Below are 12816 nucleotides of genomic sequence, written 5' to 3'. Positions count from 1 at the left end.
CGCGGGAGTTGTCGGGCAGCGCCTTGCCGTAGCGCAGGCCGAACTCGTAGATGTAGGTCGGACGGTCGAGGCCGTCGAGCTCGTAGGGCCGCTCGTCGACGACCTCCACGCCCATCGAGGACAGCATCGGGAGCACCTCGGAGAGCGACAGCGGCGGCCCGATCCGGAACACCTTCAGTCGGGCCTCGCCCTGGCCGTCGTCGAGGTCCTGGTAGAGCGAGAGGTCGATGCCGGCCCCGGACTCACCGACGGCGACCGCCTCGAGCCGGCCGAGGTCCGTCGCACCGATCCGGGGGCTGAAGTCCTCCTTGTAGGCCTCCGGGAAGGAGTCCTGGTAGCGGCGCACCATCCACGCGCCGAGCTCCTCGCCGTACTCCTCGACGATGGCGGCGCCGAAGTCGTCGCGCCACGAGCGGGAGGCCTCCGTGAGCCGGCGCTCCAGGTCGGCGGGCTCCACGTCGCGGATCGCCGAGCCCTTCGGCGGGTGCACGACGAAGTGGACCCGCGCGGTCGTGGACTCGGTGAGCCGCACGGTGAACTCGACCGTGTCGCCGCCGAGGTGCTCGCGCAGGATGTCGGAGAAGCGCTCGCGGACCGCGGTGTTGTAGCGGTCGCGCGGCAGGTAGACGAGCACGGAGACGTAGCGGCCGTAGGTGTCGCGGCGGATGAACATCTTGAGCTGACGCCGCTCGCGCGCGTGCATCGCGGCCTCGGCCATCGGCGCGAGCTCGTCGACGGAGGTGTGGAACAGCTCGTCGCGCGGATAGGTCTCGAGGGTGTCCATCAGCGCCTTGCCGTCGTGGCTCTGCGGCGAGAACCCGATGCGCTTGAGGACGGCGGCGGCGCGGTCGCGCAGCATGGGGATGCGGGTCAGCGACTCGGTGTAGGCCGCGCTCGAGAACAGGCCCAGGAACCGGCGCTCCCCGACGACCTCGCCGTTCTCGAACTTCTTCACGCCGACGTAGTCGAGGTACGCCGGGCGGTGCACGGTCGAGCGGGAGTTGGCCTTGGTGAGGACCAGCAGCGTCTTCTCGCGGGCCTTGGCCGCGGCCTGCGGCGGCAGCTTGCCCGACGAGACGGACATGTCCTGGTCGGGACGCAGGATCCCGAGGCCGGTGCCGGGGACGCCGCGCAGGTGCTCGCCGTCCTCCTGTCGCTCCAGGTGGTACTCGCGGTAGCCGAGGAACGTGAAGTGGTCCTCGGCCAGCCACTGGAGCAGGTCGCGGGCCTCGCGGGCCTCGTCGGGGTCCACGCCCTCGGGCGGCTCGACGGTGAGCTCGTGGACGATGTCGGCGACCTGGGCGTGCATCTTCGACCAGTCCTCGACCGACTCGCGCACGTCGCGCAGCACCCGCTGGATGGCGTCCTCGATCTCGCCGAGGTCGTCGCCGTCGGGGACCCGGTCGATCTCGACGTGCATCCACGACTCACGCGCGAACTCGCGCCCCGACCAGCCGAGCTCCTCGGCCTCGTCGTCGACGGGGCGGACCTCGCGCAGCTCGCCGGTGATGTCGCGGACGACGTCGAAGAGCGGGTGGACGACCACGTGCACGTCACGGCGCTGACGCGACAGCTCCATCGTCAGCGAGTCCACGAGGAAGGGCATGTCGTCCACGACGACCTCGACCACCGAGCGCCGCGACGCGGACCACCCGTCCTCGCCCGGCGCGGGCGTGAACACGCGCACCCGGGCGGTGCCCTGGGGCCGCTGGCCCGCGAGCCGGTAGTGCGAGGCGAACGCGCCGTAGAGGTCGGCGTCGGAGCGGTCCCCGACGTCCTCGGGCGCAACGTGGCGGTAGTAGGTCCGGATCAGGTCGTCGACCGTCTCGCGCGGCGGACCGCCCGGGTCGTCGCTCTTGCGCGCCAGGGCGATCGCCCCGGCCAGCAGCTCGGACAGGTCCTGCTCACGCGTCGTCGTTGACACAGAGCCGACACTAGGCCGCGCCCCTGGTTACCCACCAGTCAGGGCGCGACTCGTCGGGACTTCCGGCCACAGACTCGGGACCTCTGGCGATCACAGGTCGCTGCGCACGCCCCACAGGAGCGGGTAGTACTGCACGGGCAACCGCGAGCGCAGGTACGTCGAACCGCTGGACCCGCCGGTGCCGGACTTGCTGCCGATCATCCGCTCGACCATGACCACGTGGCGGGCGCGCCAGTGGGCGGCGAGCTCGTCGTGCTGGAGCAGCGCCTCGGAGAGCGCCCACACGACGGCGTACCGCGACCGGTCGTGCGCGGCGGTGCGCACCGAGGAGGTGATCTCCTCCTCGGAGCCCGCGGGCAGGTCGAACGACCGGAGCACGGCGAGGAACGCGTCCCACAGCGTCGGCTCGGCCAGGCGCGCGTCGAGCCGCTCCTTCTCGCTGGGCGTGATGCCCTTGAAGCGACGGAGGTAGGCCGGGTCCTTCGCCCCGGAGAGGAACTCCAGCTCGCGGAACTGCACCGACTGGAAGCCGCTCGCCGGCGCCAGCCGCTGCCGGAACTCCAGGAAGTCCTGCGGCGTCATCGTCTCGAGCACGTCGACCTGCTGGACCAGCACCCGCTCGATCACGTGCACCCGGGTCAGCAGGTGCTGGGCCCACCAGAGCCGGCCGCCCGCGTCACCCTCGAGCATCGCGTCACGCGCCGCGGACACCTCGTGGAGCAGCTGCTTGAACCACAGCTCGTAGACCTGGTGGATCGTGATGAACAGCAGCTCGTCGTGCGCGGGCGGGTCCGACTCGAGGTGCTGGGCGTCGAGCAGCTGTGGCAGCCGCAGGTAGCTGCCGTAGGTCAGCTGGGCACCCTGCTCCCCGAAGGAGACGAAGTTCTCGCTCATGGCCCGCACCCTAGGTGTGCACAATGGCCCCCATGAAGTTCCGACACGAGCTCGCCTACGACGCGCCCCCGGCCGCGGTCTTCGAGATGCTGGCCGACCCCGAGTTCCGCCAGGCGGCCTGCGCGGCCCAGGACGTGATCTCGGCCGAGGTGACCCTCGAGCGCGAGGGCAACGGCTTCACGCTGAGCGTCGACCAGGAGCAGCGCACCGACGACCTGCCGTCGTTCGCCCGCACCTTCGCGGGGGCCTCGACCCGCGCCATCCAGCGCGAGCACTGGGCCGACACCACCGGCGGGACGCTGCAGATCGACACCCCCGGCAAGCCGTCCACCCTCAAGGGCACGATCACCCTGCGCCCCGAGGGCTCGGGCACCGTGGAGATCGTCGAGCTCGAGATCAAGGTCAAGGTGCCGCTGATCGCCGGCAAGCTGGAGAAGCTGCTGGCCGAGAAGGTCGCCGCGGGCATGGACGCCGAGCACGGCGTCGGCATCGACTACCTCGCGGGCCGCTGATGTCGAAGCGCCTGCACCACCAGATGACCTACGACGCCCCGCTCCCGCGCGTCGTCGACATGCTGGCCGACCCCCGCTTCCGCGAGGCCGTCTGCGAGTACCAGCACGTGCTGCGCGCCGATGTCGAGATCGAGCGGTCGGGCGACACGATGACGGTGACCGTCGAGCAGGTGCAGCCCACCGAGCGCATCCCGGCGTTCGCCAAGAAGTTCGTCGGCAACACGATCGACATCGTCCAGCGCGAGGAGTGGTCGGCCCCCGACACCGCCGCGCTGCGGGTGACCATCCCGGGCAAGCCCGGGCACATGGAGGGCACGATCAGCCTGGTCGAGACCGACGGCACCACCGTCGAGACCGTCGACGTCGAGATCAAGGTCCACCTGCCGCTGGTGGGCGGCAAGATCGAGGGCCTCGTCTCGGACCTGCTGCTCAAGGCGCTCCGCGCGGAGGAGCGCGTCGGGCGCGACTACTTGTCGGCCTGAGCGTCCTCCCGGCGCTCGGCCCGTCGCCGCAGCCACACCACGAGGGCGAGCAGCAGGAACGGGCCGAACGCCAGCACCAGCACGAGCACCTGCTCGACCGGGTGCAGCGCCCCCATGTGCAGAGCTGTCACGTGGGGAGCGGTGAGCTGGGGAGCGAGCATCAGCCGAGGTAGGGGTAGCGGTAGTCCGTCGGCGGGACGAACGTCTCCTTGATCGAGCGCGGCGAGGTCCAGCGCAGCAGGTTGGACGCCGCGCCGGCCTTGTCGTTGGTGCCGCTCGCCCGGCCGCCACCGAAGGGCTGCTGGCCGACGACCGCGCCGGTCGGCTTGTCGTTGATGTAGAAGTTGCCGGCGGCGAACCGCAGCTCCTGCTGGGCCCACGCGATGGCCCGGCGGTCCTGGGCGATGATCGAGCCGGTCAGGGCGTACGGCGAGCTCGACTCCATCGCGCGCACGACCCGCTCGAAGTCGCCGTCCTCGTAGACGTGCAGCGCCAGGATCGGTCCGAAGTACTCGGTGGAGAACATCTCGTCGGTCGGGTCGCCGCCCTCGACGACCGTGGGGCTGACGAAGTAGCCGACCGAGTCGTCCACGGTCCCGCCGACGACGATGTCGAGCTTGCGGGAGCGCTTCGCGCGCTCGATCGCCGCCTGGTGCTTGGCGAACGCCCGCGCGTCGATGACCGCACCCATGAAGTTCGAGAAGTCCGTGGGGTCCCCCATGGTGATGCTCTCGACCTCGGCGATGAACGAGTCCTTCATCTTCGTCCAGACCGAGCGCGCGACGTACGCCCGCGACGCGGCCGAGCACTTCTGGCCCTGGTACTCGAACGCGCCGCGGATCATCGCGGTGCGCACCACGTCGGGGTCGGCCGAGGGGTGGGCGACGATGAAGTCCTTGCCGCCGGTCTCGCCGACGATGCGCGGGTAGGCGCGGTAGCCCTGGATGTTGGTGCCGACCTCGCTCCACAGATGCTGGAACACGGCGGTCGAGCCGGTGAAGTGGATGCCGGCCAGGTCGGGGCTCGCCAGCGCGACCTCGGAGACGTCGGCGCCGTGACCGGGGAGCATGTTGATCACGCCCGGCGGCATGCCGGCCTCCTCGAGCAGCTCCATCGTGAGCGACGCCGCGAGCTGCTGGGTGACCGCGGGCTTCCACACGACGGTGTTGCCCATGAGGGCGGGCGCGGTCGGCAGGTTGCCGGCGATCGCGGTGAAGTTGAACGGCGTGATCGCGTAGACGAAGCCCTCGAGCGGGCGGTGGTCGGTGCGGTTCCACACGCCGGGGCTGTTGCGGATCGGCTGCTCGGCGAGGATCTGCCGGGCGTAGTGGACGTTGAACCGCCAGAAGTCGATGAGCTCGCAGGCGGAGTCGATCTCGGCCTGGAACGGCGTCTTGGACTGGCCGAGCACGGTGGCGGCGTTCAGCCGCTGGCGCCACGGGCCGGCCAGCAGGTCGGCGGCCTTGAGCAGGATCGCGGCCCGGTCGTCGAAGTCCATGTCGCGCCATGCGGGCGCGGCGTCGTTGGCGGCCTTGACGGCGGCGCGGGCGTCGGCCTGGGTCGCGGCCTTGAGGGTGCCGAGCACGTGCTGGTGGTCGTGCGGCTGGACGACCTGCATCTCGACGCCGCCGCCGGCCTTCCACCGGCCACCGATGTAGCCACGCAGGTTCTTCTGCTTCTTCTCCAGCTTGGCGATCTCCGCGTGCAGGGCCTCCCGTTCGGGGGTGCCAGGCGCGTAGGTCAGGTTCGGCTCGTTGGTGGGAGCCGGCGGGGTCGTGACAGCGTCCATGCCTGCGAGCGTAGCGAGCGGTCCGGCGGCACGCCGAGTCGGTGTTGACCCGCCCGAAACTTTCGGGCGGGTCAACGTGATGTGTCGACAATGCGCGTTGACCCGCCCAGAACTTTCGGGCGGGTCAACTCAGACGAGGTGCGGGATCTCCTGGGTGGCGAACCAGCCGAGGTCGTCGTCGGGGTCGGCGCCGGGCGGGCGGTCCTCGGTGTCGGCGTGCACGGCGACCACGCGCTTGAGCGGGATCGTCCAACCGGTCTCGGGCTCGCGGTCGAGCTCCGCGACGACCACGACGCGGCGGCCCGGACCGGCGACGAGGGCGGCCGAGGCGTCGGCGGCGGTCATCAGCGCGTCGTACTCCGCCTCCTCGTCGTCATCCCCGGCCGCGAGGACGACGACGTCGTCGGTGACCGTGAAGGCGCCTTCGGCATGCTCCTCGGCGAGCCGGGCGATCGTGGTCGGCAGGTAGACGCGGACGGTCATGACGTCTCCTCGGGGGACGTGCGGCGCTTGCGGCCGCGCGGGACCCGCGCCCGGCCGCCGGCGGAGTCGACGAGCTCGTCGAGCGCCTCGCGGATGCACGGCCCGAGCAGGTCGGCGTCGTGCAGAATGTCGCGGTCGGCGGTGAGCCCGTAGTAGACGTGGCCGTCGTAGGACGTCACGCCGACCGCCAGCGGGTGGCCCTCGAGGAGCGGGGGCACGGGGTAGGTCGCGACCATCCGGGCACCGGCGGCGTAGAGCGGGGCCTGCGGCCCGGGGACGTTGGTGACGTTGAGCTGGTACCCCCGGCGGCGCTCGACCGCCGCGACCCGCGAGCCGATCGCGTGGAAGGTGGCCGGGGCGAACCCGGAGATGCTCGCGAGCCGGCTCGCACCGACGGCCCGGCCGGTCTCCTTGTGGGCCTGGAAGGAGTAGGACACCTGATGCAGGCGCACCACCGGGCTCGCCTCCCACACCGGCAGGTCGACGAAGTGGGCGGCGATCTGGCTGCCGAGCGAGGTCGCCTCCAGCTCGTCGTCGATCACCGAGATCGGCACCATCGCCCGCACCTGACGGATGCCGCTCATCGACTCGCCGCGAGTCATCAACCAGGACCGCAGGGCCCCGGTGACGGTCGCGAGGATCACGTCGTTGACGGTGCCGCCGTGCGCGTCGCGGACCTTGCGGTAGTCGGCGAGGTCGGTGCGTACGGCGACCACCCGCCGCTGCTGCGAGAGCGGGCCGATGATCGGCGAGTCACCCCGCGGCGGGCGGTTGGCCAGCGCGTCGACGACGCGCGCGGTCGACCGTGCGGTCGCGGCGACACCGCGCAGCGCGGCACCGGTGGTGCTCCGCACGGTGTCGACCGCGGTCTCGGGGCGGGTGATCGACTCGCGGGCGGCCTCGGCCATCAGCGCGAGCGGCGAGGGGCGGCTGCGGGCCCGCCAGCTGTCGGCGCCCAGCTCCTTGGGCTCGGGCGACTTGTCCAGCAGGACCTGGCCGAGGTCGACGGTGTCGATGCCGTCGACGAGCACCTGGTGGGACTTGGAGAGGATCGCGACCTGTCCGTCGGCGAGGCCCTCGATGAAGTACATCTCCCACAGGGGCCGGCTGCGGTCCAGCGGCCGCGAGACGATGCGCGACACCAGGTCGCGCAGCTGGTCGAGGCTGCCCGGACGCGGCAGCGCGGAGCGGCGTACGTGGTAGCCGATGTCGAAGTGGTCGTCGTCGACCCAGACCGGGTTGGCCATCCGGCCCGGCACCGGCTGGACCCGCTGGCGGTAGCGGGGCACGAACGAGATGCGGTCCTGGACCAGCCGGACCAGGCAGGCGTAGTCGAAGCCCGACTCCCCCGGGTCGAAGATCTCGACGGTGGCGTTGTGCATCGGCGACGACGGCGACTCCTCGGCCAGGATGGCCACGTCGCGCGGACGGAGCCTCTCGGTCATGGGTCCCCCTCGCGGCCCACCCGTGGGGGTGGGGTGCCGGACGTTTCTACAGACGTGCGATTCTGACAGACGTTACAGACGTTGACGCAGCCCCGGCCGCAGGGCCGAGCAAGAAGGACTGGACGATGCGCCGTACCCTGGCCGCCCTGGCCGTACTCCTGACCTCTCTCGCCACCCTCTCCGCCTGTGGTGGCAGCGACTCGCCGGACGAGTCGGACGCGGGGCCGAAGGTCATCGAGGTGACGGTCAAGGGGGACAGCATCACCCCCAACGGCGAGCGGGTCCAGGTCGCCGTCGGGCAGGAGGTCGACCTCGAGGTCACCGCGGACGCCCCCGGCACGATCCACGTGCACTCGACCCCCGAGCAGGAGCTGGACTACGACGCCGGCGACTCGACCCTGACCATCGAGGGCATCGACACCCCGGGCGTGGTCGACGTCGAGTCGCACGAGCTGGACAAGGTGATCGTGCAGCTCGAGGTCCGTTGAGGACCTGCTGAGGTGTCCCCCGACGGCATCACGCTCGCCCATGGCATCGGCGGGCCCAAGGACCTCCCGATCACCCTGGGGCTCACCCTGGCCGGCGCCAGCGCCGCCCTGGTCGTCTCGTTCACCGTGCTCGCGGTGGCCTGGCGCAGCCCGCGGTACGACGCCGCGACGAGCGGCCGGCCCGCGCCGGCGCTGCTCGCGCAGGTCGTGGACTCCACCGCGTGGCGGACCACCTGGCGGGTGGTCGGCTTCGTCGTGTTCCTCTACGGCGCGATGGTGGCGGTGGCCGGCAAGGACCTGGTGACCAACCCGGTCTTCGGCATGTTCTACGTGTGGTGGTGGGTCGGCCTGGTGCCGCTCTCGCTGCTCTTCGGCCCGGTCTGGAAGGCCATCAGCCCGGTCCGCACGATCAACCTGGCGTTCGCGAAGGTCTCCGGCAGCGACCCCGAGCGCGGTCTGCTGACCTACCCCGAGCGCCTGGGCTACTGGCCGGCGGCGCTGGGTCTGTTCGCGTTCGTGTGGATGGAGCTCGTCTACCCCTACTCCACCGAGCTGGGGCCGGTGCGGCTGTGGTGTGCGGCGTACGTCGCCGTGATGCTGGTCGGCGGCGCCCTGTTCGGCAACACCTTCTACGCGCGGGCCGACCCGTTCGAGGTCTATTCGACGCTCGTCTCCCACCTCTCGGTGTGGGGTCGCCGTGGCGACGTGCTCGTGCTGCGCAGCCCGCTCGCCAACCTCGACACCACCCCGGTGCGTCCGGGACTGGTGGCGGTCGTGGCCGTGCTGTTCGGCAGCACCGCGTTCGACTCGTTCAAGGACTCCACGCGGTGGATCTCGTTCGTGCAGGACACCGACGTCTCGGCCTACCTGCTGGACAACCTCGCACTCCTGACGTTCTGCGTCGGCGTCGGCCTGGTGTTCGCGCTCGGTTGCGTGCTCACCGGGCTGGGCGACGACCTGCGCCGCTCCGAGCTGCCCAACGTGCTCGCGCACTCGGTGGTGCCGATCATCGTGGGCTACATCGTGGCCCACTACCTCCGCTATCTCCTCGAGGTCGGCCAGCTCACGCTGATCCAGGCGAGCGACCCGTTCAGCGACGGCAGCAACTACCTCGGCACCGCGGACCTGACGCCGTTCACCTGGTTCAGGTACCACCCGACGGCGCTGGCGAACATCAAGGTCGCCGCCGTGATCCTCGGACACGTGCTCGGCGTGGTCGCGGCCCACGACCGCGCGATCAAGATCCTGCCGCCCCGCCACCAGCTCACCGGTCAGCTGCCGCTGCTGTTCGCAATGGTGGCCTTCACCGTGGGCGGGCTCTACCTGCTGTTCGCCGCCTGAGCGTGCCGTCCGGCCGCCACCGGTGGTGTCGCAGACGGGGTCGGCACCAGGGCGTCGGCCAGCCGCGCCACCGCCCGCGCGAGGGGTGAGTCGCCGACCTCGACGAGCGTGCGGCCGGCAACCAGGGCACGGTCGACGGTGGCCTGGTCGTCGGGCAGGAAGTGCAGCCCCTCGACCCGGGCGAAGCCGGTGACCATCCCGGCGACGTCACGCTCGGACCACCCCAGGCTGGGGCGCATCCGGTTGACCGCGACGTGCACCGGGCGCCCGTCGGTGAGGTCGCGCAGCTCGACGAGCCCGCGGGCCAGGCGCGAGAGCCCGACCGGATCGGCGCTCCCGACGACCACCACGTCGTCGGCGACCTCGAGGGCCCCGAGGGTCATCTGGTTGCGACCCGGCCGGGTGCTGAGGTCGGGCACCGGATCCTCCTCGAGGCTGAACCCGGTGTCGGCCACGACGACACCCTGCTCGCGTCCGACCTCCAGCAGGTGCTCGACCGCGCCGACGCGGACCTCCACCCACCGGTCGCCGCGCGGTAGGCCGGTGACCACGCTCAGGTGGGCGTCGATGCCACGCTGCACGGAGGCGAACCGCTCCTCGAGCTGCCCGGAGGAGGCCAGCCGCGCAGCGGCGAGCAGTCCCGAGACCTCGTCGAGGATGCCGAGCTGCTGGGCGACCGCGCCGCCGTACGGGTCGGCGTCGACCAGGACGGTACGGCGTCCCCGACGGCCGATCTCGGCCGCGAGCGAGGTCGCCACGGTGGTGCGTCCCGGCGCGCCGGCCGGCCCCCAGACGGCGATCACCCGACCGGGCTCCGGGCGATCCGGGGCGACCGCACCGGCGGGTGGGGGCGTCGGCGGACCGGACGGCGGCGGACCGAGCCCCGGAGGAGCCGGGGGCCGGACGGCCGTGCCGGGCGCGTCCTCGGCCAGCACGGCCGCCGGCAGGTTCGCCAGGTCGTCGTCGGCGACCACCCGGTGGACGCCGATGCGCGCCGCTCGCAGCTGGCCACCGTCGAGCGTGGCGCCGCCGGCTGCGATCGCGACCGGCCGCACGCCGTGCTTGCGCAGCAGCTCGACGGCGCCGCGGTCGAGGCCGGGAGCATCCAGGCCGAGCACGGCGACGTCGGCCTGCCCGGCCGTGGCCGCGGCGAGCAGGTCGTCGACGTCGACGCAGCGCCTGAGCACCACGACGGCCGGGTGGTCGCCGAGCCGGCGCAGCGCCTCGGGCTCCCAGGAGGCGCCGGAGGCGACGATCAGCACGAGCGCGCGATCGGCCACGCTCAGCCCCCGCGGACCACGGTGAGGACGGGGCTCTCCGCGCGGCCGAGTGCCTCGAGGAACGTCGCCGCGTCGGCCTCGGGCACCGCGAGGACCAGCTGGCGGCGACCGGTGGCGGCACCGAACGTGGCCTCGAGGTCGGGGGCGTCGACCACGGTGGCGTCGTCGAGCGAGCGCACCGCCCCGTCCTTGCCACCGGCGAGGAGGTAGACGTCGACGACGGTCCCCGCGCGCACCGACGGCGGCACCTGCTCGGCGTCGACGGCGATCGGCAGCTCGACGGTGTCGGCCGCGGCGTCGGCGGCACCGATGGCAGCCCGCGGGAGCAGCTCGCCGGCGGTGACGCCGCGCACGAGTCGCAGGTCGGCGGGCAGCTCGTCGTCGACGCTGAAGTAGTGGTCGAGGTCGCCCGCGTCGGCGAACCGGACCCGGTGGGCCACCAGGTCGTCGGGCGCGAGCTCGGCACCGGGGCCGGTGTCGGCCGCGACCGCCCACACCGAGACCGTGTCGTCGGCCGCGGCCAGCAGGCGTGCGCCCGCGACCACCGAGACCGCGACGATCAGGACGCCGACCCACAGCCGCGGGTCGCGCCACCCGGGTCGGCTCGCACGCGTCGCCGGCGGGACCGAGGCGACGGCCCCGGTCTCGGCGCGCGGTGCCGGCCTCCGGGTCACGCGCACATCATCACCCAGGATCCGTGCGCTGAAACCCGTCGTCCACAGGCCCCTCGGGTCGCGGTCGCGTCGGAGGCCGGAGGTGCGACGATGACCCCATGGCCGGCACTCCCCGCTTCCTCACGCTCGCCGACGTCGCCGAGGTGCTCAACACCTCCAGCGCGCAGGTCTACGCGCTGGTCCGCCGCGGCGAGCTGCCGGCGATCAAGATCGGCGGCCGGGGCCAGTGGCGGGTGGAGTCCGCCCAGCTCGAGGAGTTCATCCAGCGGATGTACGCCGAGACCAAGACCTTCGTCGACCAGCACCCCTACGAGGACGCCGAGTCACGCTCGGACGCCGACGCCGGAGGCTCGCCGCGGTCGGGATAGTCCGCGCCGATCAGCCGGTCTCGGCACCCAGGGTCAGGGAGACCGTCTTCTCGTCGCCGTCGCGCAGGATCGTGAACTCGACGGTCTCGCCGGGCTGGTGGGAGCGGATGGCCACGATCAGCGCGATGCCGTCGGTGATCCGCTCCCCCTCGACCTCGACGATCACGTCGCCCTTGCGCAGGCCGCCCTTCTCGGCGGGGGTGTTCGGCATGACCTCGTCGATCTCGGCGCCGCGGCCGTCGTTGTCGCCGGTCTGCACCTGCGCGCCGATCACGGGGTAACGCGCCTTGCCGGTGCGCAGGATCTGGTCGGCGGTCACGCGGACCTGCTCGATCGGGATCGCGAATCCCACCCCGATGTTGCCGGCCTCGCCGCCGATGCCGCCGCCGGTGGTCGCGATGGCGGAGTTGACGCCCACGACCTGGCCGCGCAGGTTGACCAGCGGGCCTCCGGAGTTGCCCGGGTTGATCGCCGCGTCGGTCTGGACGGCGTTGATGTAGGAGGAGTCGTTGCCGGTGTCGCCGGTCGTGACCGGACGGTGCAGGGCACTGACGATGCCGGCCGTGACGGTCGAGCTCAGCCCGAGCGGCGAGCCGATCGCGACCACGCCCTCGCCGACCCGCAGCTCCTGGGACGCCCCGAGCGCCGCCGGGGTCAGGCCGCGGGCCTCGTCGGAGTAGAGGACCGCGAGGTCGTAGACCGAGCTGCGGCCCACGACGGTCGCCTTGTAGCGGTTGCCGTCCTGGTCGACGATCTCGATCGGGCCCTGGGACTCGTCGGCGTCGGCGACCACGTGGTTGTTGGTGATCACGTGCCCCTGGCGATCGAGCACGAAGCCGGAGCCGGTGGCGCCGCCACGCTGCCCCTCGTACTCCGCGGAGATCTGCACGGTGCTCGGCAGCAGCCGCGCGGCCACGGCCTCGATCGAGCCGTTGTCGGCGGGCAGCGGGGCCTGCGAGACCGTGTCGACCCCGGAGAGGCCGTCGCTCACGGTGCCGGGGCCGTCGTCACGCAGCTGCTCGTAGGTCAGCGCGCCCAGGGCGCCCCCGGCCAGGCCGAGGGTGAGGGCGAGGACGCACACGACCGGCCACAGCCAGCCCGGCACCCGGCCGCGAGGGACGGCGTGCCGCGGCGGC

General features: G+C 72.2%; 13 protein-coding genes and 1 pseudogene. 5 read left to right on the top strand and 9 right to left on the bottom strand.

Annotated features, from left to right (window positions below; genetic code table 11):
* Positions 1-1924 (bottom strand): annotated as a pseudogene (locus Q0L15_RS03020) (NAD-glutamate dehydrogenase domain-containing protein); the annotation flags it as partial.
* Positions 1925-2014: 90 nt separating this feature from the next.
* Positions 2015-2818 carry a tryptophan 2,3-dioxygenase family protein gene (locus Q0L15_RS03015; protein ID WP_296602146.1) on the bottom strand — a complete coding sequence of 268 codons (804 nt, stop codon included), beginning with the start codon at positions 2816-2818 and terminating at the stop codon, positions 2015-2017.
* A 32-nt stretch (positions 2819-2850) separates the two neighbouring features.
* Here Q0L15_RS03015 and Q0L15_RS03010 point away from each other — a divergent pair, with 32 nt between their 5' ends.
* Positions 2851-3330: a DUF2505 domain-containing protein gene (locus tag Q0L15_RS03010; RefSeq protein WP_296602145.1), complete on the top strand. Its 480-nt coding sequence runs from the start codon at positions 2851-2853 to the stop codon at positions 3328-3330.
* On the top strand, positions 3330-3812 hold the full coding sequence (locus tag Q0L15_RS03005; RefSeq protein ID WP_296602143.1) for a DUF2505 domain-containing protein: 483 nt from the start codon (positions 3330-3332) through the stop codon (positions 3810-3812). Before Q0L15_RS03010 ends, Q0L15_RS03005 begins: the two co-directional genes overlap by 1 nt.
* Here Q0L15_RS03005 and Q0L15_RS03000 read toward each other — a convergent pair.
* From Q0L15_RS03000 to Q0L15_RS02985, 4 genes are all read right to left on the bottom strand, one after another.
* Complete coding sequence (locus Q0L15_RS03000) at positions 3797-3973, bottom strand: hypothetical protein (RefSeq protein ID WP_296602142.1); 177 nt, start codon at positions 3971-3973, stop codon at positions 3797-3799. The genes Q0L15_RS03005 and Q0L15_RS03000 overlap by 16 nt on opposite strands.
* Positions 3973-5601, bottom strand: a complete 1629-nt coding sequence (pruA, locus tag Q0L15_RS02995; RefSeq protein ID WP_296602140.1) for an L-glutamate gamma-semialdehyde dehydrogenase — start codon at positions 5599-5601, stop codon at positions 3973-3975. Before pruA ends, Q0L15_RS03000 begins: the two co-directional genes overlap by 1 nt.
* A gap of 129 nt (positions 5602-5730) precedes the next feature.
* Positions 5731-6084: a hypothetical protein gene (locus tag Q0L15_RS02990; RefSeq protein WP_296602139.1), complete on the bottom strand. Its 354-nt coding sequence runs from the start codon at positions 6082-6084 to the stop codon at positions 5731-5733.
* A complete protein-coding gene (locus Q0L15_RS02985) occupies positions 6081-7529 on the bottom strand; it encodes a wax ester/triacylglycerol synthase family O-acyltransferase (protein WP_296602138.1) in 1449 nt (482 codons plus the stop codon). Before Q0L15_RS02985 ends, Q0L15_RS02990 begins: the two co-directional genes overlap by 4 nt.
* Before the next feature lie 125 nt (positions 7530-7654).
* On the opposite strand from Q0L15_RS02985, the gene Q0L15_RS02980 reads away from it, so the two are divergent.
* Positions 7655-8017, top strand: coding sequence for a hypothetical protein (locus Q0L15_RS02980; RefSeq protein WP_296602136.1), 363 nt, complete (start codon positions 7655-7657; stop codon positions 8015-8017).
* Between the two features lie 12 nt (positions 8018-8029).
* Positions 8030-9358 (top strand): hypothetical protein, encoded by a 1329-nt coding sequence (locus tag Q0L15_RS02975; RefSeq protein ID WP_296602134.1) that lies wholly within the window; start codon positions 8030-8032, stop codon positions 9356-9358.
* Here the strand turns inward: Q0L15_RS02975 and Q0L15_RS02970 are convergent.
* Both Q0L15_RS02970 and Q0L15_RS02965 read right to left on the bottom strand, forming a co-directional pair.
* Positions 9337-10638: a hypothetical protein gene (locus tag Q0L15_RS02970; protein WP_296602133.1), complete on the bottom strand. Its 1302-nt coding sequence runs from the start codon at positions 10636-10638 to the stop codon at positions 9337-9339. The two genes, Q0L15_RS02975 and Q0L15_RS02970, sit on opposite strands and share 22 nt — an antisense overlap.
* A 2-nt stretch (positions 10639-10640) precedes the next feature.
* A complete protein-coding gene (locus tag Q0L15_RS02965) occupies positions 10641-11312 on the bottom strand; it encodes a hypothetical protein (RefSeq protein WP_296602131.1) in 672 nt (223 codons plus the stop codon).
* Positions 11313-11410: 98 nt separating this feature from the next.
* Here Q0L15_RS02965 and Q0L15_RS02960 point away from each other — a divergent pair, with 98 nt between their 5' ends.
* A complete protein-coding gene (locus tag Q0L15_RS02960; protein ID WP_296602129.1) occupies positions 11411-11680 on the top strand; it encodes a helix-turn-helix domain-containing protein in 270 nt (89 codons plus the stop codon).
* A gap of 10 nt (positions 11681-11690) precedes the next feature.
* On the opposite strand, the gene Q0L15_RS02955 is transcribed toward Q0L15_RS02960, so the two are convergent.
* The coding region (locus Q0L15_RS02955; RefSeq protein ID WP_296602128.1) for a trypsin-like peptidase domain-containing protein at positions 11691-12816 on the bottom strand (1126 nt) is incomplete at its 5' end.

Source organism: Nocardioides sp., from assembly GCF_024509035.1.
In the GTDB taxonomy this organism is placed as follows: Bacteria; Actinomycetota; Actinomycetes; order Propionibacteriales; family Nocardioidaceae; genus Nocardioides.
This window is presented reverse-complemented; position numbering and strand designations above follow the sequence as displayed.